General features: G+C 75.2%; 21 protein-coding genes and 1 tRNA gene. 13 read left to right on the forward strand and 9 right to left on the reverse strand.

Annotated features, from left to right (window positions below):
* Positions 1–62: 62 nt before the first annotated feature.
* Together J3473_RS06130 and J3473_RS06135 are read right to left on the reverse strand one after the other, a co-directional pair.
* Positions 63–1,970, reverse strand: coding sequence for a propionyl-CoA synthetase (locus J3473_RS06130; protein ID WP_207022343.1), 1,908 nt, complete (start codon positions 1,968–1,970; stop codon positions 63–65).
* Between the two features lie 217 nt (positions 1,971–2,187).
* On the reverse strand, positions 2,188–2,559 hold the full coding sequence (locus J3473_RS06135; protein WP_207022344.1) for a VOC family protein: 372 nt from the start codon (positions 2,557–2,559) through the stop codon (positions 2,188–2,190).
* 53 nt (positions 2,560–2,612) lie between these two features.
* On the opposite strand from J3473_RS06135, the gene J3473_RS06140 reads away from it, so the two are divergent.
* The 11 genes from J3473_RS06140 (at position 2,613) to J3473_RS06190 (ending at position 15,633) form a co-directional block, all read left to right on the forward strand.
* Positions 2,613–3,455 carry a helix-turn-helix transcriptional regulator gene (locus tag J3473_RS06140; RefSeq protein ID WP_207022345.1) on the forward strand — a complete coding sequence of 281 codons (843 nt, stop codon included), beginning with the start codon at positions 2,613–2,615 and terminating at the stop codon, positions 3,453–3,455.
* Positions 3,456–3,552: 97 nt separating this feature from the next.
* Positions 3,553–5,370, forward strand: coding sequence for a glycoside hydrolase family 3 protein (locus J3473_RS06145; RefSeq protein ID WP_242525713.1), 1,818 nt, complete (start codon positions 3,553–3,555; stop codon positions 5,368–5,370).
* A gap of 32 nt (positions 5,371–5,402) precedes the next feature.
* Entirely contained in the window at positions 5,403–6,707 is a 1,305-nt protein-coding gene (locus J3473_RS06150; RefSeq protein WP_207022346.1) for an exo-beta-N-acetylmuramidase NamZ domain-containing protein, read from the forward strand.
* A complete protein-coding gene (locus J3473_RS06155) occupies positions 6,704–8,428 on the forward strand; it encodes a serine hydrolase (protein ID WP_207022347.1) in 1,725 nt (574 codons plus the stop codon). The genes J3473_RS06150 and J3473_RS06155 overlap by 4 nt, the downstream gene beginning before the upstream one ends.
* Before the next feature lie 9 nt (positions 8,429–8,437).
* The gene (locus J3473_RS06160; RefSeq protein WP_030526470.1) at positions 8,438–9,313 is read left to right on the forward strand and encodes a MurR/RpiR family transcriptional regulator; all 876 of its coding nucleotides are present in this window, start codon (positions 8,438–8,440) and stop codon (positions 9,311–9,313) included.
* 57 nt (positions 9,314–9,370) lie between these two features.
* The gene (gene murQ / locus J3473_RS06165; protein WP_207022348.1) at positions 9,371–10,369 is read left to right on the forward strand and encodes an N-acetylmuramic acid 6-phosphate etherase; all 999 of its coding nucleotides are present in this window, start codon (positions 9,371–9,373) and stop codon (positions 10,367–10,369) included.
* Entirely contained in the window at positions 10,366–11,658 is a 1,293-nt protein-coding gene (locus J3473_RS06170) for an ABC transporter substrate-binding protein (protein WP_207022349.1), read from the forward strand. The genes murQ and J3473_RS06170 overlap by 4 nt, the downstream gene beginning before the upstream one ends.
* A gap of 97 nt (positions 11,659–11,755) precedes the next feature.
* Entirely contained in the window at positions 11,756–12,655 is a 900-nt protein-coding gene (locus J3473_RS06175; RefSeq protein WP_036828654.1) for a carbohydrate ABC transporter permease, read from the forward strand.
* Entirely contained in the window at positions 12,652–13,587 is a 936-nt protein-coding gene (locus J3473_RS06180) for a carbohydrate ABC transporter permease (protein ID WP_084696521.1), read from the forward strand. The genes J3473_RS06175 and J3473_RS06180 overlap by 4 nt, the downstream gene beginning before the upstream one ends.
* Positions 13,588–13,600: 13 nt before the next feature.
* Positions 13,601–14,533: a BadF/BadG/BcrA/BcrD ATPase family protein gene (locus J3473_RS06185; protein ID WP_207022350.1), complete on the forward strand. Its 933-nt coding sequence runs from the start codon at positions 13,601–13,603 to the stop codon at positions 14,531–14,533.
* Positions 14,534–14,547: 14 nt separating this feature from the next.
* Positions 14,548–15,633, forward strand: a complete 1,086-nt coding sequence (locus tag J3473_RS06190) for a hypothetical protein (RefSeq protein WP_207022351.1) — start codon at positions 14,548–14,550, stop codon at positions 15,631–15,633.
* A 128-nt stretch (positions 15,634–15,761) separates the two neighbouring features.
* Here J3473_RS06190 and J3473_RS06195 read toward each other — a convergent pair whose 3' ends face one another.
* From J3473_RS06195 to J3473_RS06215, 5 genes are all read right to left on the reverse strand, one after another.
* Entirely contained in the window at positions 15,762–18,935 is a 3,174-nt protein-coding gene (locus tag J3473_RS06195; protein WP_207022352.1) for an AfsR/SARP family transcriptional regulator, read from the reverse strand.
* 8 nt (positions 18,936–18,943) lie between these two features.
* Entirely contained in the window at positions 18,944–19,624 is a 681-nt protein-coding gene (locus tag J3473_RS06200) for a hypothetical protein (RefSeq protein WP_207022353.1), read from the reverse strand.
* 56 nt (positions 19,625–19,680) lie between these two features.
* Entirely contained in the window at positions 19,681–20,619 is a 939-nt protein-coding gene (locus tag J3473_RS06205) for a GNAT family N-acetyltransferase (RefSeq protein ID WP_207022354.1), read from the reverse strand.
* Positions 20,616–21,335, reverse strand: a complete 720-nt coding sequence (locus J3473_RS06210) for a hemerythrin domain-containing protein (protein WP_207022355.1) — start codon at positions 21,333–21,335, stop codon at positions 20,616–20,618. The genes J3473_RS06205 and J3473_RS06210 overlap by 4 nt, the downstream gene beginning before the upstream one ends.
* A 257-nt stretch (positions 21,336–21,592) precedes the next feature.
* Positions 21,593–21,680 (reverse strand) — tRNA-Ser (locus tag J3473_RS06215).
* Between the two features lie 101 nt (positions 21,681–21,781).
* Between J3473_RS06215 and J3473_RS06220 the strand changes: the two genes are divergently transcribed.
* Entirely contained in the window at positions 21,782–22,600 is an 819-nt protein-coding gene (locus tag J3473_RS06220; protein ID WP_207022356.1) for a hypothetical protein, read from the forward strand.
* A complete protein-coding gene (locus J3473_RS06225) occupies positions 22,597–23,364 on the forward strand; it encodes a hypothetical protein (RefSeq protein WP_207022357.1) in 768 nt (255 codons plus the stop codon). Before J3473_RS06220 ends, J3473_RS06225 begins: the two co-directional genes overlap by 4 nt.
* A 4-nt stretch (positions 23,365–23,368) precedes the next feature.
* On the opposite strand, the gene J3473_RS06230 is transcribed toward J3473_RS06225, so the two are convergent.
* Positions 23,369–23,833 (reverse strand): DUF3817 domain-containing protein, encoded by a 465-nt coding sequence (locus J3473_RS06230; RefSeq protein WP_036828659.1) that lies wholly within the window; start codon positions 23,831–23,833, stop codon positions 23,369–23,371.
* Positions 23,834–23,962: 129 nt separating this feature from the next.
* A complete protein-coding gene (locus J3473_RS06235) occupies positions 23,963–25,087 on the reverse strand; it encodes a ScyD/ScyE family protein (RefSeq protein WP_207022358.1) in 1,125 nt (374 codons plus the stop codon).
* Positions 25,088–25,208 lie beyond the last annotated feature (121 nt).

Here is a 25,208-nt window from a genome sequence, read left to right on the forward strand (position 1 = left end):
TGCGTCGCCGGGTCGGAGCGGACGCGGGCGCGACACCGGGGGTGCCGCGCCCGCTCGGCCCCTCACCCCCGGGGTCGCAGGACCGGCGCCAGGGTGTCGAGGACGGAGGCGTCCTCGATGGTGCCGGGCACGGTGGGTGTCTTGCCGTCGGCCATCTCGCGCATCGTCTTGCGCAGGATCTTCCCCGAGCGGGTCTTGGGCAGGGCGCCGACGACGTCGACCTGCTTGAGGCTCGCCACCGCCCCGACCTCGTCGCGCACGCGCTGGACGAGCTCGCGGCGGATGCGCTCGCCGTCGGCCTCGGCGTCGACCCCGCCCTTGAGGACGACGAGCCCGCGCGGCACCTGCCCCTTGAAGTCGTCGGCGACGCCGATGACGGCGCACTCCGCGACGGCCGGGTGGCCGGCGAGCGCCGCCTCGATCGAGCCGGTCGAGAGCCGGTGACCCGCGACGTTGAGCACGTCGTCGGTGCGGCCCATGACGTAGACGTAGCCGTCCTCGTCGATCATCCCGCCGTCGCCGGTCAGGTAGTAGCCGTCGTAGACCGAGAGGTAGCCGGCGACGTAGCGTTCGTCGTCGTTCCACAGCGTCGGGAGCGTGCCGGGCGGCAGGGGCAGCCGGATGGCGATGGCGCCCTCGGTGCCCGGGGGCACCGGCCGGGCCGACTCGTCGAGCACCTGCACGTCGTACCCGGGCACGGGCACCGACGGCGAGCCGGCCTTGATCGGCATCGGGTCCAGGCCGCGCAGGTTGGCGGCGATGGGCCATCCGGTCTCGGTCTGCCACCAGTTGTCGACGACGGGCACGCCGAGGACGTCGGTCGCCCACTCGTAGGTGTCGGGGTCGAGCCGCTCGCCGGCGAGGAAGACGCATCGCAGCGAGGAGAGGTCGTGGTCCTTCGTCAGCGCGCCGGTGGGGTCCTCGCGCTTGATGGCCCGGTACGCCGTGGGGGCGGTGAACATCGCCGTGGCCCGGTACTGCGAGACGACCCGCCAGAAGGCGCCGGCGTCCGGGGTGCCGACCGGCTTGCCCTCGTAGAGAACGGTGGTCGCGCCGGTGAGGAGCGGGGCGTAGACGATGTAGGAGTGGCCGACGACCCACCCGACGTCGGACGCGGTGAACCAGACGTCGCCGGGACCGATGTCGTAGACGTTCTCCATCGACCAGCGCAGCGCGACCGCGTGGCCGCCGTTGTCGCGGACGATGCCCTTGGGGCGGCCGGTCGTGCCGGAGGTGTAGAGGACGTAGAGGGGGTCGGTGGCCTCGACGTCGACGCAGCCGACCGGCTCGGCGTCGGCGACGACCTCGTCCCAGGTCATCTCCTCCCACTCGGTGTCGCGGACGCCGACCTGCGCCGGGGCCTGCTCGCGCTGGAGGACGATGACCGACTCGGGCTTGTGGCTGCTGCGGTCGAGGGCGCCGTCGAGCATCGGCTTGTACTCGACGACCCGGCTCGGCTCGATGCCGCACGAGGCCGAGACGACGACCTTGGGCTGCGCGTCCTCGAGCCGGGCGGCGAGCTCGGCGGGCGCGAAGCCGCCGAAGACGACGGAGTGGATCGCGCCGAGGCGGGCGCAGGCGAGCATCGCGACGACGGCCTCGGGGACCATCGGCATGTAGACGACGACCCGGTCGCCCTTCTCGACGCCGAGCGAGGCGAGGGCGCCGGCGAAGCGCGCGACCCGGTCGAGGAGCTCGGCGTAGGTGAACGTGGCGGTCGTGCCGGTGACGGGGGAGTCGTAGTGGAGGGCCGGCTGGTCGCCGCGGCCGTCGCGGACGTGCCGGTCGAGCGCGTTGAAGCAGGTGTTGAGCCGGCCGCCGCGGAACCAGCGGTAGAACGGCGGGGTGCTGTCGTCGAGGACGGTCGTCGGCGGGGTGCTCCACTCGACCGCCCGCGCGGCCTCGCTCCAGAACGCGGTGGGGTCGGAGATCGAGCGCTCGTGGGCCGCTCGGTAGGCGCCGTTGCTCATGGGGTCATCCTCGGCCCGTCGTGTGGCGGCCGTCCACGGAACGTGACGCACCAGTCCGTGGACGGCCGGGACGCGGCGATGAGCGGGCTGGGGAGCGGCGCCGGGCGGCGTCGCCGCTGTTCGACACAGGGGTTCGTCCACGAGACCCCGGTTCGGAGCCGGGGTCTCGTGGACATTTCGGGGTGACCCCGAAAAGGTGGGGCGGGTGGGGCGGCGGTCAGCCCCAGGCCTCGGCGCGGGTGAGGCAGAACGGGTGCCCGCTCGGGTCGAGGACGACGCGCCAGGTCTCACCCGGCTGCTCGTCGGGCAGGGTGCCGCCGAGCCCGACGACCTCCTGCGCCGCGGCGTCGAGGTCGTCGACGGCGAGGTCGAGGTGGAACTGCTTGCTGCCGTGCTCGTTCGGCCAGCCCGGCGCCTCGTACCCCTCGACGAGGCCGAAGCCCAGCGCGAGACCGTCCGGGCTCGTGAGCATCCCGTACTCGTCCTGCTCGTGCGCGACCTCCCAGCCGAGCACCGCGTGCCAGAAGGTGACGTCGCGGCGCACGTCGGAGCTGTCGAGCGAGACCATCTTGAGGGCGGCGGTGGCCATGGGGGAGTCCTCTCGTCGGGGTCGGTGCCGCCCAGCATGCCTAGGCTGGCGCCGTGCCGGATAGGACGAACGCGACGGCGACGACCGGCGGGGTGCTGCGCCCGGACGAGCTCGCGCGCCACCTCGCGCTCGCGCGGCGACCGGCCGGCCCCGGGGTCGCACCGTGGGTCGAGAACCACTGGCGCCTCGCCTGGGACCTGCCGCCCGGGCGGTCCTACGTCAGCGAGGTGCTGCCCCACCCGACCTGCTCGCTGACGGTCGAGGTCACCACCCACCCGCGTCCCGGGGTGCCGCCGGGGGAGTGCGTCGTCGTGACGGGCGTCAGCACCCGTCGCTTCGACGTCGAGCTGCGCGGTCGCGGCCGGGTGCTCGGGGTGCGCTTCCGGCCCGGTGGCCTCACCGCGCTGACCGGGCTCGACGCCGCGGCGTGGTCGGACCGGACGGTCGCCGCCCGCTCCGTCCTGCCCGCTCCGTTCGTCGACCGCCTCGCCGACCCCGCGCTCGCCGACGACCCCGACGCCTGGGAGGCGGCGGCCGAGGAGGTCCTCGCGGCCCTCGACCCCGGCCCCGACGAGCGGTACGACGAGGTGCTCGCGGTCGTCGGCACGATGCTCGCGGACCCGGCGCTGCTCACGGTCGGCGAGGTCGCACAGCGGCACGGGTGCAGCACCCGTCGGCTGCAGCGGCTCTTCGCGCACTACGTGGGCGTCGGGCCGAAGTGGGTGCTCGCGCGCTACCGGATGCACGACGTCGTCGACGCGCTCGACGCCGGCTACGACGGCACGCTCACCGACCTCGCGGTGCGCCACGGCTGGTACGACCAGGCGCACTTCACGCGCGACTTCACGGCGCTCGTCGGGGTCACCCCCGGGCGCTATCGGGACCGGCGTTCCTGAGCGTCGGACGTCCTTCCCGTTGCCGGATCCTCGATGTGTGACTAAGTTTCACCGCGTCCCACAATGACGTGAACAAGTTACGCACCGGAGGTTCCCCGTGCCCTCGACGCCCACCCGCCGCACCGCCCTCACCGCCTCGATGGCGCTCGCGCTCGCCGGCGCGGCCGCCCCCGCCGCCTCGGCCGGCGGCCACCGCCCCGGCCACCCGCGCCCCGGTCACCACCACGGCTGGGTCACCTCGACGATGGCGCGGATGACGCTGCGCGAGAAGGTCGGCCAGCTCTTCGTGCAGCAGGTCTACGGCAGCGTCGCCGACGCGCCCGACGAGCGCAACGTGCCGCTCTACGGCGTCGCGAAGCCCTCCGAGGTCGTCCAGAAGTACATGCTCGGCGGCGTCATCTACTTCGCGTGGACCGACAGCGTCAAGGACCCCGACCAGATCACCGCCCTGAGCAACGGGCTCCAGAAGGCCGCGCTCACCCGCCGCACGAAGGCCCGCGTGCCGCTGACCATCGGCGTCGACCAGGAGCAGGGCGTCGTCACCCGCATCGGCCCGCCGGCCACCCAGTTCCCCGGCTCGATGGCCCTCGGCGCCGGCCGCAGCACGAAGGACGCGCGCACCGCTGCCGCCATCACCGGCCAGGAGCTGCGGGCGATGGGCATCACGACCAACTTCGCCCCCGACGCCGACACCAACGTCAACCCGCTCAACCCGGTCATCGGCACCCGCTCGTTCTCGTCCGACCCGTCGCTCGCCGCCGACATGGTGGCCGCGCAGGTCACGGGCTACCAGCGCGACGGCGGCGTCATGTCGGCCGCCAAGCACTTCCCGGGCCACGGCGACACCGCCACCGACAGCCACGTCGCCTTCCCGGTCATCACCCACACCCGGCAGCAGTGGGAGGAGATCGACGCGCCGCCGTTCGAGGCCGCGATCGCCGCCGGCATCGACATGGTGATGACCGCGCACCTCTCCTTCCCGGCCCTGGACGACAGCGGCGACCCCGCGACGCTCAGCCGGCCGATCCTCACCGGCCTCCTGCGCGAGCGGCTCGGCTTCGAGGGCGTCATCGTCACCGACTCCCTCGAGATGCAGGGCGTGCGCGACAAGTACGGGGACGAGGAGGTGGCGGTGCGAGCGCTCGAGGCGGGCGTCGACCAGCTGCTCATGAGCCCCGCCCTCCCCCAGGCCTTCGAGGCGGTCGTCGCCGCCGTCGAGTCCGGCCGGATCAGCCGCCGCGACCTCGACGCCAAGGTCCGTCGCGTCCTCACCCTCAAGGCCGAGCGCGGCGTGGTCGAGCGTCCGTGGGCCGACCCGCGCCGGGTCGACCGCGTCGTCGGCACGCCGGAGCACCTCGCGGCCGCGGCAGCGGTGACGAACCGGACGACCACGCTCGTCCGCAACGACGACGGCGTCCTCCCGATGGCCGTGCGCGGCGAGGACCTCCTCGTCACCGGCTACGGCGAGACGACCACCCGCACCCTCGCTGCCGGCCTCGACGCGCAGGGTGCGACGAGCACCGTGCTCGTCACCGGAAGCGCGCCGACCGACGCCCAGGTGGCCGCGGCCGCGGCCGCCGCGGCCGGGCGCGACGCCGTCGTCGTCACGACGATGAAGGCCTGGGACACGGCCGTCACCGACAAGAACCGGGGGCAGCAGAAGCTCGTCGCCGCCCTGCGCGCCACCGGCGTCCCGGTCGTCGTCGTGGCCACCCGCGACCCCTACGACATCGCCTACCTCGGCGACGCCGAGACCTACCTCGCGACGTACAGCTACAGCCCGGTGGCGCTCGAGGCCGCCGCCCGCGTCATCGCCGGCGCCGTCGCCCCCACGGGGAAGCTGCCGGTCGACGTCCCCGTCGCCGGTGACCCCTCCACCGTCCTCTACCCCTTCGGCCACGGCCTCGGCTACTGAGCCGACCCGCCCCCTCGATCAGGAGCAGACCCATGACCTCCCTGGACCGCCGCAGCCTCTTCGCGGCCACCGCCGTCACCGCCGCCGCCACCGCGGTCGGCGCCCCCGCCGCCCACGCCTCCGGCCGACCCGGCCACGGGCGCGGCGTCACCACCGGCGCCGACCGCGCCGCCGCCGACCGCTGGTCGGTCCTGCGCGGCCGGAAGGTCGGTGTCGTCACCAACCCAACCGGCATCCTCGCGAACCTGCGCAGCGTCGTCGACGAGATGCACGAGTCGGGCCGGGTCGACCTGCGCGCCGTCTTCGGGCCGGAGCACGGCTTCCGCGGCACGGCGCAGGCCGGCGACGCCGAGGAGACGCACACCGACCCGCGCACCGGCGTCACCGTCTACGACGCCTACGGCGCCGGGGCCGACTCGCTCTCGGCGATGGTCCGCGAGGCCGGCGTCGACACCGTCGTCTTCGACATCCAGGACGTCGGCGCGCGCTTCTACACCTACATCTGGACGATGTACACGGCGATGCGGGCCGCGGTCCGCACCGGCTGCTCGTTCGTCGTCCTCGACCGGCCGAACCCGATCGGCGGCACCGCCCGCGGCCCGATGATGACGACCGCGTTCACGACCGGCGTCGGCGCCAAGGAGATCGTCCAGGTCCACGGGATGACCGTCGGCGAGCTCGCGCGCTTCTTCGACGGTGAGTTCCTCGAGGGCGACGAGGGGAAGCGGCTCGGCGACGCGCTCGAGGTCGTCGAGGTCTCCGGCTGGCGCCGCGACACCCTCTTCGCCGACACCGGCCTGCCCTGGGTCATGCCGAGCCCGAACATGCCGACCCCCGACACCGCGCTGGTCTACCCCGGCACGTGCCTCTTCGAGGGCACCAACCTCTCCGAGGGCCGCGGCACGACCCGGCCGTTCGAGCTCGTCGGCGCCCCGTTCGTCGACCACCGCTGGGCCGAGCGCCTCGAGTCGCGCCGGGTCCCGGGCGTGGACTTCCGGGAGGCGTACTTCAACCCGATCCAGAGCAAGCACGTCGGCGTCGTCTGCGGTGGCGTGCAGGTGCACGTCACCGACCCCGAGCGGCTCGACGGGCCGCGGCTCGGCGCCGAGATGCTCGTCGCGGCGAAGGCGCTCTACCCCGAGTTCGCCTGGCGCAAGGACTCCTACGACCCGCAGCGCCCCTACTGGGTCGACAAGCTGACCGGCTCCCCGCGCCTGCGCGAGATGGTGGACGCGGGGGCCTCCGCCGACGCGGTCGTCGCCGCCTGGCGCTCCGAGCTCGCCGCCTTCGAGCGCCGGCGCCGGCCGTACCTCCTCTACCGCGGGGGCCGCGCGTGAGCCGCCGCGGCTGGGGCGCCGTCGCGGTGGCCGGCGTGCTCGCCGCCTCCGTGGCGACGGCGGGCCCGGTGTCCGCCAACGACTTCGACCGACCCGAGAAGGGGTTCATGCCCGCCAACACCGTCCTGCGCGACCGCGCCCCCGAGCGCGTCGGCCTCGACCCGGCACCCATCGCCGAGGCCGAGCGGCTCATCGAGTCGCACGAGGAGGCCCCCGCCGCGGGTGGCCACCCGATGTACGCCGGCGCCGTCGGCGTCATGGGCCACGACGGCGCGGTCGTCGCGCGCCACGCGAGCGGATGGGCCTCGCGGTGGAAGGACGCCACCACCGAGCTCCCGCGCGAGCAGTGGGAGCCGATGCGCGACGACACGGTCTTCGACCTCGCGTCGGTGAGCAAGCTCTTCACCTCGATCGCCACCGTCCAGCTCGTCGAGGACGGCACCGTCGACCTCGAGGCGCCCGTCGCGACCTACCTGCCCGAGTTCGGCGTCAACGGCAAGCAGGACGTCACCGTGCGGATGCTCCTGACCCACACCTCGGGCTTCACCTCGTGGCTGCCGCTGTGGTCGAAGTACCCGGACGTGCCGTCGCGGATCAAGGCCGTCATGGACCAGCCGCCCACCAACGCGCCGGGCTCCACCTACCTCTACAGCGACCTCAAGCTCATCACCCTCGGCGTGATGGTCGAGCGCCTCTCGGGCAAGCCCCTCGACCGGTTCGTCCACGACCGCATCACCGCCCCGCTCGGGATGCGCGACACCGGCTACAACCCGACCGACCGCGACCGCACGGCGGCGACCGAGTACCAGACCGCACCGCCGCGCGGGATGGTCCGCGGCGAGGTGCACGACGAGAACGCCTGGTCCCTCGGCGGGATCGCCGGCCACGCCGGCGTCTTCTCGACGGCCGACGACCTCGCCGTGCTCTCGCAGGCGCTGCTCAACGGCGGCACCTACCGGGGCCACCGCATCCTCGACCGCCGCAGCGTCGAGATGCTCATCACCAACTTCACCGAGGACTTCCCCGGTGACGCGCACGGACTCGGCTTCGAGCTCGACCAGCGCTGGTACATGGACGCCCTCTCCGGGCCGCGGACCGCCGGCCACACCGGCTACACCGGCACCTCGATCGTCATCGACTTCGACAGCCGGTCCTTCGCGATCCTCCTGACCAACCGCGTCCACCCGTCGCGGGAGTGGGGGAGCAACAACACCGCCCGGCAGGAGTGGGCCCGCGGTCTCGCGCTCGCGATGCCCGTCGACCCCCGCCACGGCCGCACGGCCTGGGCCGCCGGTGGCACGAACGCGACGACGGCCACGCTCACCGCGCCCGTCGACGTGCCGCGCGGCGGGGCGCGCCTCGGCTTCGACCTCTTCGTCGACACCGAGGACACCGACGTCCTCACCCTCGAGACCTCGTCCGACGACGGCGCGACGTGGGCGCCCCTGCCGTTCGCGCTGCGCGACCGCGGGCCGGCGCAGCAGACCGACGGGACCGTCTCGGGCGAGCACGGGCGGCGCTGGATGCAGGCGCGCGCCGAGCTGCCGCAGGGCGACCTGCTACTGCGCTGGCGGATGACGACCGACGCCGTCTACCTCGGCCGCGGTGTGCTCGTGGACGGCGTGCGGGCCACCGCGGGGCACCGGGTGCTCCTCGACGGCGAGCGCCGTCCCGGCGTGTTCGACCCCCGCGGGTGGAGCGTCGTGCAGCGCGCGTCCTAGGTTGTGCGCATGGCCACCCAGCCCACCGACGGCGCACCGTCCCTCCTCGTCCGGCTCCGCGGCGTCCGGCCCTCGCTCTCACCGGCCGAGGACCGCGTCGCGGAGCAGGTGCTCGCCGACCCACGGGCGGCCGCCGGGCTCACCATCAGCGAGCTCGCGGTGGCCGCCTCGACGTCGGAGACGACGGTGCTGCGCTTCTGCAAGCGCCTCGGCCTGCGCGGCTACCCCCAGCTGCGCCTCGCGCTGGCCGAGGCCTCGACCGGGGGACGCCCGACGGCGCCGACCAGCGACATCAGCGCCGACGACACCGTCGACGACGTCATCGCCAAGGTCGCCTACGCCGACGCCAGCGCGGTCGAGGAGACCGCGCAGACCATCGACCGCGAGGCCCTCGCCGCGACGGCCGAGGCGATCTCGCGGGCCGGCCGGGTCGACGTCTACGGCATCGGGGCCAGCGCGCTCGTCGCGATGGACCTCCAGCAGAAGCTGCACCGCATCGGCACGGTCGTCTTCGCGTGGAACGACCCCCACATCGCGCTGACGAGCGCGACGCTGCTCGGCCCGGGCGACGTCGCCATCGGGATCTCGCACTCCGGCACGACGACCGAGACGGTGGAGGCGCTCGAGCTGGCCCGCAGCCGGGGTGCCACGACCGTGGCGGTCACCAACTTCCCGGTGTCGCGCCTGGCCGAGGGGGCCGACCAGGTCCTCGCGACGGCCGCGCGCGAGTCGAGCCTGCGTTCGGGCGCGACGGCCAGCCGGATCGCGGCGCTCACCGTCGTCGACTGCCTCTACATCGCCGTCGCCCAGCACGACCTCGCCCGCGCGCAGGACGCCGTCGAGCAGACCCGTCGGGCGGTCGCGGGGCACCACGTCCGCTACTGAGGACGTAACTTGTTCACACCATTGACGCCGGGTGCGTAGGAAAGTAACATCGCCGCCGTGATCACCGAGGCGACCGTCCTGGCCCCCACCGAGGAGCGTCACCCCGGCACCGTCGGCATCGACGCCCTGGGCACCCTCGAGGTGCTGCGGCTGCTCAACGCCGAGGACGCCCGGGTCGCGCCCGCGGTGGCCGAGGTGCTGCCGCAGCTCGCCGCCCTCGTCGACGCCGCCGTGACGGCGGTGCGGGCCGGCGGCACGGTGCACTACGTCGGCGCCGGCACCTCAGGGCGGCTCGCGGTCCTCGACGCCGCCGAGCTGCTGCCGACCTTCAACGCCCCGCCCGGGCTCGTCGTCGCCCACCACGCCGGTGGCCCGGCGGCCCTGCTGCGCGCCGTCGAGAACGTCGAGGACGACGCCGACCAGGGCGCCGCCGACCTCGACGACGTCGCCGCCGGGGACGTCGTCGTCGGGCTCACCGCGTCCGGCCGCACGCCGTACGTCGCCGGGGCCCTCCGGCTCGCCCGCGAGCGGGGCGCCGTCACCGCGCTCGTCACCGCGAACCCGTCGCCGGAGCTCGGCCCGCTCGCCGACCACTGCCTCGCGGTCGACACCGGCCCGGAGGTCATCACCGGCTCGACGCGCCTCAAGGCCGGCACCGCCCAGAAGCTCGTCCTCAACGCCTTCTCGACCGCCGTGATGATCCGGCTCGGGCGCACGTGGTCCAACCTCATGGTCGACGTCGTCGCGACGAACGCGAAGCTGCGGGGGCGCGTCGTGCGCATCCTGCGCGAGGCCACGGGGGCGGGCGACGACGAGGCCCGCGGCGCCCTCGAGGCCTGCGACGGCGAGCTGAAGCCCGCCCTCGTCGCCCTCCTCGCCGGCGTCGACGCCGCGACCGCCCGGCGCGCCCTCGCGGCCGCCGAGGGATCGGTCGCGCACGCCCTCGCCGCCCTCCCCGTCCCGGGCCCCGTGCCCGCCCCGGGCACCCCGTCCGCCATCACCGACAGCAGCACCCCACGGCCCCCGGCCCACGTCCCGACAGGAGACCCCGCATGACCTTCCGTTCCCGCAGGACCGGCACCGCCCTCGTGGTGGGCGCCGGCCTCCTCGCCCTCGCGGCGTGCGCGCCCTCGTCGTCCTCGGGCGACGGTGGCGCCGACGGCGACTCGACGACGCTGACCGTATGGTCCTGGCGCGTCGAGGACAAGGCCGCGTACGAGAAGATCTTCGACGCCTACGAGGCGAAGAACCCGGGCGTGACCGTCGACTTCAAGCCGTTCAAGGCGACCGAGTACAACAAGATCCTCGCGACCGGCCTCGCCGGCTCCGACGGCCCGGACGTGCCGCAGGTCCGCTCCTACGGTGGCCTCCAGACGACCGTCGCCTCCGGCTCGCTGGTGCCGCTCGACGACGCGGTCGACCTCTCGGCGTGGGACGAGAACATCGTCGCCGGCGCCAAGGGCAAGGAGGACGGCAAGCTCTACTCGGTGCCGCTCGCCCGCCAGGCCACGGTCCTCTTCTATGACAAGAAGATGTTCGCGGACAACGGGATCCAGGTCCCCACCACCTGGGACCAGTTCATGTCGGTCAACGACACGCTGCTCGGCAAGGGCATCACCCCGCTCGCCGTCGGCGCCAAGGACGACTGGACCCTCCCGATCGTCCACGAGGTCCTCGGCGCGAGCCGCTTCGGCGGGGCCGCGTTCCAGAAGTCGGTCCAGTCCGGCGAGAAGGACTTCACCGACCCCGACTTCGTCGCCTCGGTCGACGTGCTCAAGGGCCTCGAGAAGTACATGCCGAAGAGCGTCACCGGTGTCGCCGTCACCGACGCGATGACGTTGTTCTCCTCCGGCAAGGCCGCGATGTACCCCGGCGGCTCCTACGACCTCGCCGCGCTGCAGACCGCCAACCCCGAGATGGACCTCGGTGTCTTCCAGGTGCCCCCGGCGCCGGGGGCCCCGAGCGGCTCGGAGGCGACGACCGCGGGCTGGGCCGACGGCAACTTCGCCGTCAACGCCAAGTCGCCCCGCAAGGAGGCCGCCACGAAGCTCGTCCAGTGGATGGCCACGCCGGAGTTCGGCCAGATGGTCGCCGACGACATCAAGCAGATCTCGGCCGTCCCCGGGGTCACCTACTCCGACCCGGTCCTCAAGGACGTCGCCGCGAACCTCGACGCGAACGGCTCGCCGTACCTGCTGCTCACCGACTTCCGGTACGGCTCGCCCTCGGGCACCGACCTGCTCGGCAAGGGCACCCAGGAGCTGTTCCTCGGCAGCAAGGACGCCAAGACGGTGAGCACCGAGCTCAACGAGGGCGTCATGACCTGGTTCGAGCCGACGAGCTGAGCCACCCGACCCCGGCCCCGGCGACCGGCGCGTGCACCGCGTCGGTCGCCGGGCGAGCCGGTCGGCCACCCCACCCCGACCTCCACCCCGGAAGACCATGAACCGACGCACCGGACTGCTCTTCGTCACCCCGGCCCTCGCCCTGTTCGGGGTCTTCGTCCTCTACCCGATGGTCACCTCGTTCTCCTACGCCTTCTACGGCTGGGCGGGCACGGCGCGCCAGGGCTTCGTCGGCCTCGAGAACTTCACGGCGCTGTTCACCCGCGCCCCCTTCACCACCGACCTGCCGCGCGCCCTGTGGCACAACGTCCTCTTCTTCGTCGGGACGATGCTCGTGCAGAACACGATCGGCCTCACGGTCGCCTTCCTCCTGCACCGCCGGGCCCGCACCCGTCGCGCGCTCCAGACGCTCTACGCGATGCCCTACCTCGTGAGCCCGATCGTCATCGGCTACCTCTGGACGCTGCTGCTCTCGCCGACCTTCGGGCCGGTCAACACGCTGCTGACCAAGGTCGGCCTCGAGTCGTGGGCCCTGCCCTGGCTCGGCGACCCCGACACCGCGCTGTGGGTCGTCATCCTCGTGAGCGTCTGGCAGTGGATCGGCTTCCCCGTGCTGCTCTACGGGGCGGCGCTCGGCGGCGTGCCCGACGAGCTGACCGAGGCCGCGCGCGTCGACGGCGCCTCCAACGGGCAGGCGTTCCGCCGGGTCGTCCTCCCGCTCCTCGTCCCGGCCATCGGCACGGTGAGCGTCCTGACGTTCATCTTCGCGATGGAGGCGTTCGCGCTGCCGTACGCCTTCGGCGGCTCGACCGGCAACCCGGCCGGCTCGACCGACTTCCTCTCGCTCCTCTTCTACCGCACCGCGTTCGACTCCGGCTCGACCGACGCCATCGGCACCTCGTCGGCCCTCGCGACGCTGCTCTTCCTCCTCATCTTCGGAGGGGCGTTCGGCGCCACCGCGGTCCTGCGCCGCCACGAGAAGGGAATCACCGGATGAGCGTCGTCCCCGCCGGCATCGGTGCCGCCGACGAGCGCACCGACGTGACGAGCACCCCCGACGGCGTCCTCGCCCCGAAGGGCCCGTCCGGGCGTCGGGGGACCCGCGGCCGGCAGAAGCCGGTCGGCGGCCGCACGGCGAGCGTGCTGCTGTGGGTCTACGCCGCGTTCGCGCTCGTCCCGCTGCTGCTCATGCTCAGCAGCTCCTTCCGCAGCAACGGCGACCTCATCTCCGACCCGCTCGGCGCGCCCTGGCCTCTGTCGTTCGACGCGTACCGGGAGGCTTGGACCGCAGGCAACTTCGCCACGTACTTCGGCAACAGCCTGCTCGTGACGCTCGGCGCGGTGCTGCTGTCGACGACCGTCTCGACGATGGCGGCGTACGCGCTCGCCCGGGGTCGCTCGCGCATCTTCCGGTGGCTCGAGTCGCTCTTCCTGTCGGGTCTCATGCTCCCGATCCATCTCGCGATCCTGCCGATCTTCTACCTCTTCGACGGCGCGGGGCTCATCGACTCCCGGCTCGGGCTCGCGCTGATGTACGGCGCCTCGGGCGTCCCGTTCTCGATCTTCGTGCTCACGACGTTCTTCCGGCAGCTGCCCGCCGAGCTCGAGGAGGCGGCGACGCTCGACGGCGCCACCGCGTGGCAGACCTTCTGGCGGATCATGGTGCCGCTCGTGCGCCCGGCGGTCGCGACCGTCGCGGTCTTCCGGTTCGTCCCCATCTGGAACGACTTCCTCTTCCCCCTCGTCCTCCTGCGCACGCAGGACAAGTACACGCTGCCGGTCGGCCTCACGACGTTCTTCGGCGAGAACGCGACGAACTACGCGGCCGTCTTCGCGGGGCTCGTCATCACGACCATCCCGCTCATCGTGCTCTTCCTCGTCGCCACCAAGCAGATCGTCGCCGGGTTGACGGCGGGCATGGCCAAGTGATCGGCTCACGGCCGTGAGCACGGTCGTGGCGGTCGACGTCGGGGGGAGCGGGCTGCGGCTCGTCGTGCGCCGCGACGGCGTCGACGGGGAGCGGCGGCAGGCCGCCGGGGCGCGGGTCGGCGCCGGTGGCCTCGACGTCGCCGCGCTGGCCGCCGACGCCCGGGTGCTCCTCGACGCCGAGGGGGTCGACGCCCCGGAGGCCGTCTGCTGGTCGACGCGCGGGCTGCTCTTCCTCGCCGACCCGGCCGAGGTGCTGCGCGCGGTCGCGGCCGCCCTGCGCGCCCGGCGGACGGCCGTCGTCAGCGACGCGGTCGCGAGCCTCGTCGGCGCCCTCGGCGAGGTCGTGCCCGGTGCGGTCGTCGCGGCCGGGACCGGGGCCGTGGCCTTCGGTTCGGACTTCTCGGCGCACTGGACGCGGGTCGACGGCTGGGGCCACGTCCTCGGCGACCGCGGGTCGGCGGCCTGGGTGGGGATGGAGGGCCTGCGCGCCGCGCTGCGGTCGCGGGACGGCGTGGGTGGTGGCTCGTCCGGGCTGCTCGCCGCCGCGGAGGACCTGCTCGGGCCGTGCCAGGGATGGCCGCGTCGGGTCATGACCGCTGCCGACGCACCCGAGGCCCTCGCCTCCGTGGCCCCGCTCGTGACCGCGGCCGCCGGCGCCGGTGACGTCGTCGCCGCCGGGGTCTGCGTCGCCGCCGGGCACGCGCTCGGGGAGTCGCTGCTCGCCGCCGCCGCCGGGCTCGCGCGGCCGCGGCTCGTGGCGACGGGCGGGCTGCTGTCGGCCCCCGCGGTGCGGCGCGAGGTCGAGGCCGTCGTGGCCGCCGCCGGTGCACGGGTCGAGACGGCCGCCGGGGGCGCGCTCGACGGCGCGCTCGTGCTCGCCGCGCGGCTCGACGCGGACGGTGGGCTGCCGCGGCATCCGCAGTACGTGCACCTCGCCGGCGCCTGACAGACTCTCGCGCCATGGAGATCCCGCAGCACTGGGTCCGGGTCGAGGGCTTCAGCCCCCACCTCGGGCGGTCCGGCGCGCCGCTGACGGTGTGGGGCTGGTCGACCGAGTCCGACGCGGACGCCGAGCGGGTGGGCCGCGAGCGGCTCGCCGAGCTCCTCGAGCGGGTCGCGCGCGAGGGGCGCCTGCCCGAGACGCGCGGCTACTACCCGCGCACGCCGCTGCGCGAGCCCGTCCTCGAGGAGGTCCGCGCCGACGACGGCCGGCTCATCGGGGTCGTCACCCGCAACCGGATGGGCTGCGAGGTCCTCTGCACCGACCTGCTCCTCATCGCCGACGTCGACTGCCCCGAGCTCGCCGACGAGCGCCCGGCCGCCCGGCGTCGCGCGACGCAGTCGACGGCAGGCGACCGGGGCCGCGGGGTCGGGGGTTTCCTGCGCCGGCTCGTGCTCGGCCGCCCGGACCCCACCCCGATGGAGCCCTCCGGCGAGGACGCGGCCGGGCTCGACGGCCCCGAGCCGGTCGCCGGGCCGGCGGGGAGCGCGTCGTCGTCCTCCGGCGCGTCGGGGTACGAGGCCTACCCCGACCCGCCCGGCGAGGAGGGCCGGGTCGTCACCGCCACCGGTCCGGGCGGGCCGTCGGTGGCCGACTGCCTGGCCGCCGAGAACGCGTGGGAGTTCGGGCGCCGCCATCCCGGGCTCGGGGTGCGGGTCTACCGGACGGCGGCCGGGCTGCGCGTCGTCGTCACCGGCGCCGGGCTGGCGCCGCAGTCGCCCGAGGCCCGGGCGCTGCTGATGGAGCTCGAGTCGGACCCGTTGTACGTCGAGCTCTGCGCGACGCACGCCAGCTACCGGGCCCGCCTGACCCCCAAGCCGTTCCGCATCGGGCAGGCCGCGCTGACCGTGCCCTGGCCGTGTCGCGACGACGCCGAGGAGCGCCGGTACCTGCGCTGGGTCGACACCTACGAGGCCGCGGTCGGCTCGTACGCGGTCTGCCGTCTGGTCAGCGCGTCGGGGCCGGTGCCGGGGCCGGACGAGCAGCGCCTCGTCGAGCTGCACGACGAGCGCACCGGGGTCGCGGAGCGCCTGCCCCTCGCCTGAGCGCCGGCCCGCGCGTCGAGGTGAAGAGGGACCCTCTGGCAGTCGGATTTCACCTCAACCGGATGCTGCCCCGCGTGGGTCGAGGTGAAAGGGGACCCTCTGGCGGTCGGCTTTCACCTCGACCGGGGTCAGGCGCGGCGGGCCGGGACGAGCCGACCCACGGGTGTCCCCGCGGCGGGCGCGGGCGGGGGCACGCCGACGAGCGGGGCGAGCAGCCCGAGGTAGTGGTCGACCGGGCCGAGGACGAGCGCGCCGTTGAGCGTGCGGACCACCTGCCCGGACCACGGCAGGAGGTCGGCGTGGCAGCGGCGGGCGACGTCGGTGTGGGCGAGCCGGACCGCGATCCACGCCCGCACCGCCGTCCGGAAGAGCCACGTCGCGTCGCGCTGCCAGTCCTCCGGTCGCCAGGCCGCCCGGGCGGCGTCGGTGTCGCCGGCGTCGAGCAGCGCGCAGACGAGGAGGTCGTTGAGCTCGACGGGCAGCCGGGGCTCCATCGCCCGCACCCGGGGCAGCAGGCCCGAGGTGTCGCCGACGACGAACTCGACCGAGAAGCGTGCCCAGAGCTCGATCTGCGGCCCGTTGGGGTCGCCGGACGCCGTGATCTGGGCGCACACCTCCTCGAACCGCCGGCGCGCGGCCTCCGCGTCGCCGTCGAGCAGCGCGGTCGTCGCCCCGAGGACGGCGTCGACGAGGAGCATCTCGGACAGCTGCCCCTGGGTGCTCACCCGGAGGGCGTCCTGCGCGTGCCGCCGGGCGCGACCGAGGTCGCCCTCGCCGAGCGCGGCCGAGTGGAGCATGAAGTGGCCGACCGCCTCGTAGTCGAGGCGCCGGGCCGCGCGGGCGGCCTCGACGAGCCGGCTGGCCGTCCCCGCGAGGTGGTCGGTCGGGTGGGCGAAGGTGCCGAGGTAGGCCGCGTTGAGGGCGCGGCACACGAGCAGCGGGTCGCCGAGCCGGTCGGCCACCTCGAGCGCGGCCGCCGACGCGGCGACGACGCGGCGGGTGTCGCCGGGGTCGCTCTCGAGCGCCTCGGCGCAGCGCAGCTCGACGACGAGGGCGTCGCGCTCGGGGCCGGGCGGCAGCTCCAGGACCTGCCGCAGCACGTCGTCGATCTCGACGAGCGCCGCCTCCGCGGGGTCCTCGGCCGCGCGGCGCGACCACAGCAGGGGGGCCGGCCAGGCCCAGGCGCGCGCGACGTCGAGCACGCTCCCGTCCGAGCGTGCCTCGGCGACGGCGACCGCCCGCTCCGAGCGTGCCGCGAGGGTGTCGCCGGAGCGTGCGAGCGCCGCGACGAGCGGCAGCCGGACCGCCGTCCGCTCGACGCGAGGTGCGCCGAGCAGGTCCAGGGCTCGCAGGGCCTCGCGCAGGTGCCGGACCGCACCGGCGTCGTCGCCCCGGTCGGCGGCCTCGAGCAGGACCGGGAGCGCGGCGGCCGCCGTCCGCGTGTCGAGGGACGCCGAGGCGTGCCGGGCCAGCTGCTCGACGGCGTCGGGCCGCAGCCGGTGCAGCACCTCGAGGGCGGTCCGGTGCACCCGGCGCCGGCGCAGCGGCGGGACCGTGTCCTCGAGGGTGTCGCGGACGAGCACGTGCCCGAAGGCGAGCCGTCCGTCGGCCTGCACCTCGAGCAGCCCGGCGACGAGCCCGGCGTCGAGGTGGTCGAGGACCTCCGGTTCCGCGAGCCCCGACCACTCCTCCTCGAGGGCGACGAGCACGTCGACGTCGACGTCGCGCCCGAGCACGGCCGCGCGCCCGAGGACCTCGACCGTGGCGGGGGGCAGGCGCTCGACGCGCCGACGGAGGAGCTCGCGGACGCCGTGCGGCAGGCGCTCGCCGGCGGCGGCTCCCTCTGCGGAGACCAGGCGCCCGAGCTGCCGCAGGAAGAGCGGGTTGCCCGCCGCGCGGTCGAGCAGGCGTCGCCAGACCCGTTCCGGGAGAGGGGTGGTCACGTTCCGGCGCAGCAGCAGGCGCGCGCGGTCGTCCGGCAGGCCGCGCAGCCAGAGCCGCTCGGCGGTGCGGTCGACGGTGACGGCCAGGGTCGCCGTCAGGTGTGGTCCGACCTCGTCGGCGCGGAAGGTCCCGAGCACCGCGACCGGTGCCTCGGCGGTCTGCACGAGGTGGCGCAGCACCTGGAGGCTGAGGTCGTCGGCCCGGTGCAGGTCCTCGAGGGCGACGACGACGGGGCCGGGGCCCACCGCCTCCGTGACGGCGTCGGCGAGCGGGTAGCCGAGGCGGTCGGTGCCCTCCGGGCGGGGGAGCACGGCGTCCCACAGCACGCCGGCGGGCGCTCCGGACACCTCCGGGCAGCGGGCCCGCACGACGCGCGGCGGGTCGTCGTCCGCGAGGAGCGCGTCGCAGACCGCGTCGAGCAGGGCCGACTTGCCGATGCCGGCGTCGCCCTCGACCCACACGGCGCCGGGGCGGCCGCTCGCGAGCACCCGCCGCACCGCCGTCAGCAGCCGTGCCGTCTCGTCGTCGCGCCCGACGAGCGAGTCGTCGGACGGCACCGCCTCCGGTGCGGGCGCGAGCACCACCGGGGCGGCTTGGGCGGGCGGCCTCAGGTGCTCGGCGTGCGCGAGGACGTCGACCTCGAGGGCGGCGACCTCTGGCCCGGGGCGCACCCCGAGCTCGTCGTCGAGGCGGCGGCGCAGGTCGCCGATCGCGGCCAGGGCGTCCGCCTGCCGCCCGGCGGCGTAGAGCGCCCGGGCGTGCAGCGCGACCCCGGACTCGCGCAGGGGGTGGCGGCGGACGTGCAGGTCGAGGTCGGCGACGGTCTCGGCGACGCGGCCGAGGCGCAGCGCGGCGGCGGCGCGCAGCTCGACCGCGTGGGCCCGCAGCCCGACGAGCCGGGCGACCTCGTCGCGCGCCCACGGCTCGTCGGCGAACTCGGCGAACGGCTCGTCGACCCAGAGGCCGAGCGCCTGGTCGACGAGCCCGACCGCGGCCGCGTCGTCCGCCTCCCCGGCCCGGCGGACGAGGGAGGTGACCTGCCAGGTGTCGACGGCCTCGTCGGGCAGCGCGAGCGCGTACCCCGGTGGGGAGGAGACGATGACGCGCGCCGGCTCGCGCGGTCGGCGCTCCGGCTCCAGCAGCGTCCGCAGCCGGCTGACGTACGCCTGGAGGGCGCTCGACGCGCTCGGCGGGGGCTCGCCGGCCCAGACCTCCTCGGCGAAGGTGTCGGCGGCGACCGTGCGACCGCGGGCGGTGACGAGCACGGCGAGGACCGAGCGCTGCCGCCGGCCACCCAGGTCGAGGGGGTGGCCGGCGGCCCGCGCCCGGACCGTGCCGAGGCACTCGACGCGCAGCATGGGTCCGATCAGCTCGTGAGGGACGGGTGGCGAACAGTGTGGCCGACGGCCGCCCCCGGGCGGGCCCGCAGCGACCGCAGCATCATGACCCCGAGGACCGCGACGGTCAGCCCGCGCGGCACCTCGATGAGCAGGCCCGTCAGCACCGGCACCTCCGGCAGCGGCACGAAGGTCGCGAGCGCGCCGAGGACGAGGAACGCGCCGAGCCACGTCGGCAGGCCACGTCCCCGGACGAGCGCCACCCCCGTGACGAGCATCCCGCCGACGAGGACCAGCCCCCCGACGACCTGGAGCGCGACGAACGACCCGGACGTGACGATCGAGCCGTCGTCGGTGACGAGGTGGCGCGCCCCGGGGTCGGCCGCGAGGGTCGGCCCGACGAACGCCTCGACGACGAGGTGCGACTGCGCGCTCAGCGCGTTGCCGACGAAGTAGAGGAGGAGCCCGGCGAAGCCCAGCCGGCCAAGCGGCTCGCGGAACCAGAGGTAGACGCCCGGCAGGCCGAGCATGAGGAGGATCGCGCCGGCGTAGATGAGGAGCTGCGCCTCGGGGGAGAGCGGCGCGAGCATCGAGTCCACGGAGTGGGAGGCGCCGTCGACGATGGGGTGGAGCACCCCGCCGGCGAGGCTGAGGACGAACGAGGCGACGAGGCACCAGGCCGAGCCGCGGAACAGTGTCGTGGTGGTCATGGGACCACCGTCCCGGGGGCCGCTTGCACCGCGCTTGCGGCCGTCCTGCACGCCGCTCACAGCTCGACCACGCGCTGGACCCAGGTCGACTCGACGACCATCCCGACGCGTTCGTAGAGGGAGCGCGCGCTGCCGCGGCTGTCCGTCGAGAGCGTGGAGCGGCGCGCGCCGTGGGCCGTCGCGCAGGTGAGCGCGTCGGCGAGCAGCGCCTGGCCGACACCGCGTCCGCGCGCGTCCGCGGCGACGGCGAGGCGGGCCACGTGGGCCTCGTCGCCGGCGAGCACGACGTGCGCCGCGCCGCGGACGGCGCCCGCGGCGTCGCGCGCGACCCGCAGGTTCCAGGGGGCCGCCCCCGGCCGGGCGCGGACCCGGGCGCGGAAGTCCTCCAGCGGCACCGGCTCGCGGGGCCCCCACTCGGAGAACGCCTCCTCGACGACGCGCCAGGCGTCGACGAGCGCGGCGTCGTCGGCGTCGTGCAGCGTCCATCCCGGCGGCAGCGGACGGGCCGGGACCGACACCCCGGGCGGGAGGGCGAGGTCCCAGGCGGTCCAGCGCACCCCGTAGCCGAGCCCGGCGAGGAACCGGTCCGCCGCGCCGTCGCGGGGCACCTGGGTCCCGAGGTGCGTCGCGCCCTCGGCCCGCGCCCGCTCGCGCAGCCAGCGCGCGAGGGCGGTCCCGATGCCGCGGCCGTGGTGGCTCGGGAGCACCCCGGCGTCGGCGCGACCCGGACCGGCCAGCTCGGCGAAGCCGACGAGCCGCCCGCCGTCGAGATAGGCGAGGGTGCGTCCCGGGAGGTCGGCGCCGGGGCGGGCCCAGTCCGCGACGAGGTCCTCGACGGCGAGCCCGCACCGGCCGGTGTCGGCCACCTCCTCCGCGGCGACGACGGCGTGGACCGCCGCCGCGTCCGTGTGGTGCAGCGGTCGCGTCGTCAGGCCGGGCAGGGACTCGGCGCGGGGGAGGGGGACGGGGGTCGCGGCCGGGGTCGGCGGGGTCACCGGGCGCCCGCGAAGGCGCGGTCGGCCAGCCGCTGGTAGCGACCGCGCCCGAGGCGCATCAGCAGGCGCAGCGGCGCCGCCGCCGGGCCGGACAGCAGCGGGGCGAGGTCGACCGGACGCAGGCCGTCGGCGACCCACGGCAGCATGAAGAGCAGCGCGGCCGGCGGCGGCTTGGCGGCCAGACCGGCCTTCTCCAGGGTGGCCCACTCGGCGGCCGTCAGGTGGCGCTGGACGAGCGCGACGGCGTCGCGCTCCTCGTGGGCGAGGTGGGTGTCGAGGAGGCCGGCGAGGGCGGTGAAGGCCTCGGCCGTCTCCCGCCGGCGGGCCGCGTCGCCCGTGCCCGCCGCAAGCGCCTCCAGGCCGTCCCGAGCGGTGAGCAGCAGCGGGTCGATGCGGCCGTGCTCCTCCTCCATCGCGTCGAGGACGGCCGCCCCTCCCGCGTCGACGCGGGCCCGCAGCGCCGGCCAGAGGATCTCGTCCTCCTTCGTGTGGTGCTCCTCGAGGAAGGAGTCGACGTGACGCCACCACCGCTGCATCGCCTGCCACCGGTCGCGCTCCCCGGGCGAGGTGGTCGCGGTGGCCTCGACGAACCGGCGCAGGTCGCGCCGGAAGGCGTGGTGCATGAGGTACATGCCGGTCAGGTCGCAGGGGCCCTCGGGGGCTGCGGCCTGGCCGGGGAAGACGGGGGTGGGGGCGCTCGCGGGCGAGACGGTCATCGGGGTTCCTCTCGTGGGACGTGTCCCGACGACGGTGGACCCGCCCGCTTGCGAATGGCTTGCAGCTGGCCACGGGGCGGATGCTGCCGCGCCCGGTTCGAGGTGAAAGGGGACCCCCTCGCGGTCGGGTTTCACCTCGACGCGGGGATGCGCCGGCGGGTCGAGGTGACAAGAGACCCTCTGGCGGTCGGGTTTCACCTCGACCGGGGGAGAGCAACGAGGAACCCCCCGGTCGCGAGCGACCGGGGGGTTCCTGGTGGCGGAGGATGGGGGATTTGAACCCCCGAGGGTTTTATCCCAACACGATTTCCAATCGTGCGCACTAGGCCACTATGCGAATCCTCCGCCGAGGAGGCTACCCGAGGGCGGGGGTGCACCAGAAATCGGGGCTGCGCACACCCGCAGGAGCGGTCGACAGCCGGCGGCGGCGCTGCCATCATCCGGGCATGGACGAGGGGGCGAAGGTCGCGACGCGGTCACCACGGGGCGCCTGGACACCGCCCGACGACGGGTCACCGCGCCCGCCCCGCCGCAGCGACCGGGTGTACGGGGCGGTCCTCGTGCTGCTGTGGGCGGCGTGCCTCGTGAGCACCGCGATGGTCACGACGAGCCTGGTCACTCCCGACCGACTGCGTGACGACGTCGCGGCCGGGCGGGTTCTCGACTGGCGCGTCGTCGCCGTCACCGGTTCCTACCGCGACCTGCCCTGGGCGAGCGAACCGATGCTCAACGTGCCGGGTGCCCGGCTCGACGGCACCCCGGACCCCGACAGCCCCTCCGTCCCGGGAGCGCGCACGGTGCAGTACACCGTCGACTCGGTGCTGTCGCCGACCCGGGTCGTCGACCCCTCGACCACCCTGGACACCGAGGGCGAGGCGCTCACGGCCCTACGGACGGCCGGGATCCCCGCGGCAGCCGGGCGGGTCGAGCCACCCGAGACACCGGGGGTCAGCACCGACGTGCCGGTGCTCCTGGGCGCGGCGCTCTTCGCGTTCACCCTCGTGGCGGTCGTCGTCGGGCCCCGGCCCACACGCGGGACCCGCTGGTTCTGGGGCTGGCTGCTCTTCCTCCCCCTCGGCCTCGGGATGCTCTTCTTCGCGGTCCTCGAGCTGCTGCGGCCCGGCCCCGCCATCGCGGCAGGGCAGCGCCCACGCCGGGGCGGAGGGACCGGGCTGCTGCTCGCGGTGGCGGGGGGCCTGCTCGTGACCGGGCTCCTCACGGCGCTGGCCGACGCCACCCACTGGCTCTGGGTCGTCCGGCCGTGAGCGCGCAGACCACCCCCGGGTCACCCGGGGCGCCGGAGCTCGCCCGGCGCGTGCTGCTCCCGCGACGTCCGTCGCCGCAGGTCCTGCGTCTCGCGGCCGGGCTGCTCGTCCTCGTCGCCACGACGGCCTGGTCGGTCCTCGCGTGGGCGGGCGCCGTCCGGACCGTGGACGTCGACCGGCTGCAGCTCGACCTCGCGCAGGGGCGCGTCGTGGCCGCGACCCTCGTCGAGGACGTCCGGGAGGACGGCGGCGGCTTCGGGTCGCGCCTCTGGGACTCGACGACGTGGACGGTCCACGGCGACGGCGCACCGGACGGCGGCGGCACCGCCCTGGCCTACCGGACGACCGACCTCGTCGGCCCGCTGCGGCTCGTCGACGTCCGGGCGACGTCCGGCCCCGAGGCGCTCCTCGCCGAGGTGCGCTCCAGGACGGGCGGGGTCTCCTCGCAGGTCGGCGACCCCGACCCGGTGCGGGGCGTCCTCCCGGCGCTCGTCGCGCTTGGGGTGCTCGGGCTCGTCGTCGCCGGTCCGCCGCCGCGCTGGGGGACCCGGTGGTTCTGGTTGTGGGTGTGCGGCGCGGCCGTGCCGCTCGGGGTCTGGGCCTTCGCCGTCCTCGAGCTCGTGACGCGACGGCGCCACCACCCCGAGGGTCTGCGCCGGCTCGGCGGCTGGGCGGGCTTCGGCCTCGGGTTCGTGCTCTCGGTGGCGGTCCCGCTCGTCGTCGCGGGCGTGCGGCGCCTCCTCGGGGCCGGGGTGTCTTTCTAGCCGCTCAGGCGCCGGCGCGTCCTCCGGGCGGGCCGACGACGAGCAGCGCGGCCGTCGCCACGAGCACGAGCGCCCCGCCGACCACCGCGGCGAGCACCGGGCGCGACAGGGCCCGAGCGAGCACGCGCTCGAGCACGTGCGCCGGGCGGTCGCCGCCGGGGGCGAGCCGCCACGACGTCGCGAGGCGGCCGCTGCGCTCCACGCGCCGCTCGACCCAGAGGGTCGCGAACGGCGGCAGCGCCGCGACGAGCGCGAGGGCGGTCATCCGGCGCGACCAGCGCTGGTCGAGGGCGACGACGACCGTGACGAGCACGTAGGCGAGGAACACGACGCCGTGGACGAGCCCGAAGACGGCGACCCCGAGCTCGGTCGTCCGGGTGACGTACTTGAGCACCATGCCGAGCAGCAGCAGGCCCCAGGTGACGGCCTCGGTGCGGGCGAGCGCGGGGTACAGGGTCGCGGGGGTCATGTCGTCCTCGGGTCGTGGCGGGGGCGCCACCATCCTCCGTGACGATGCTGGGAGCGCTGCGACCGGGGCGGCCGACGACGCGCCGCAGGGCGGGTCGCGACGACGACCCGCCCTGCGGTGGAGGGTGGCTCAGCCCTTCCAGGAGCCGCGCCAGTGCTTCTTCCCGTCGTAGATCTGCACGATCGTGCCGGGCGCCGGCGGGTCCTCGTTGCCGAGCGTCGCGGCCCACAGCGAGCCGTTGCGGCCCGACTCGACGGCCACGACCCCGGGCAGGTCGAGGTAGGGCCGGACCTTCCCGTGGCGGACCACCGAGATGCGTCCGGCGAAGAGCTCGGCGACATAGATCTCGCCGTGCGACCCGAGCGCGAGGTTGGTCGCGCCGAGGAGGCCGCGCGCGACGAGGCACACCTCGCCGGTGCGCGGGTCGACGCGGTAGACCGAGCCCCGCGCGCCGAGGACCGGCGACTCCGGGCCGCCCGGCAGGGTCGTCACGTAGAGCATCCCGTCCCGGCCGACCTCGACGTCGGTCGGCACCGACTCGAACCGGTACGTCACGCCGACGACGCAGTCGGGCAGGCCGAGCGCGGCGGTCATCTCGGCCGTGAAGGTCGTCGGCTGCGCCGGGAGCACGGCGAGGGTGCGGATGCGCCCGCTGTTCGTCACCGTGAACAGGGCGTTGGCGCCGGCGTCGGCGACCACCCAGCCGCTGCGGGTCGCGGCGACCGAGTAGGCGTGCGAGTCGACGCCGCCGGTGTAGGACACCGGGAACTGCGCCGCCGTGAAGGCGTCGGTGACGCACTGGCTCGGGTTGCGCACCCCGTAGTGGATGCGCGAGTCGGGGTTCTTCGCGACCTCGAAGGCGTGGGTGTCGGCGTACGTCGTCCGGCCGCGGGCGTCCCGGATGGTCAGGCCGCTCTCGGAGTTCTCGAACGTCGAGAAGTCGGTGACCGTCGTCGTCCACGCGATCCGCTTGCCGTCCCGGGAACGGGCGATGCCGGAGGCCCCGGGCTGCTCGGTCGCGATGGGCGTGATCGACCCGTCGCGCTGGAGCCGCCCGACGAGGCCGGGCCCGCCGTCGGCGACGAGCACCGATCCGCCCGAGGTGTCGATGTTGAACGGGGCGGCGAGCTGGTCCGAGCGCGGGACCGGGTGGGGCGTGGGGTGCCCTCCGTGGGCCGACGCGGCGGTCGGTGGGACGAGGAGGAACGCGCTCGCGGCCGCGACCGCGGCGAGCATCCTGGTGGGTCTGGTCATGCGTGGTCTCCCTGCGGTGCGCGGCCCCCTGGTCGCGCGGTGGGCGGTGCTGGGCGACGGCGCAGGTGGGTGGTCCCCCTCGGCCGCCGCGGTGGTGACCCCGGTCCTGCGGGTCACGGTG

It is taken from the genome of Phycicoccus sp. DTK01 (assembly GCF_017312765.1).
In the GTDB taxonomy this organism is placed as follows: domain Bacteria; phylum Actinomycetota; class Actinomycetes; order Actinomycetales; family Dermatophilaceae; genus Phycicoccus; species Phycicoccus jejuensis.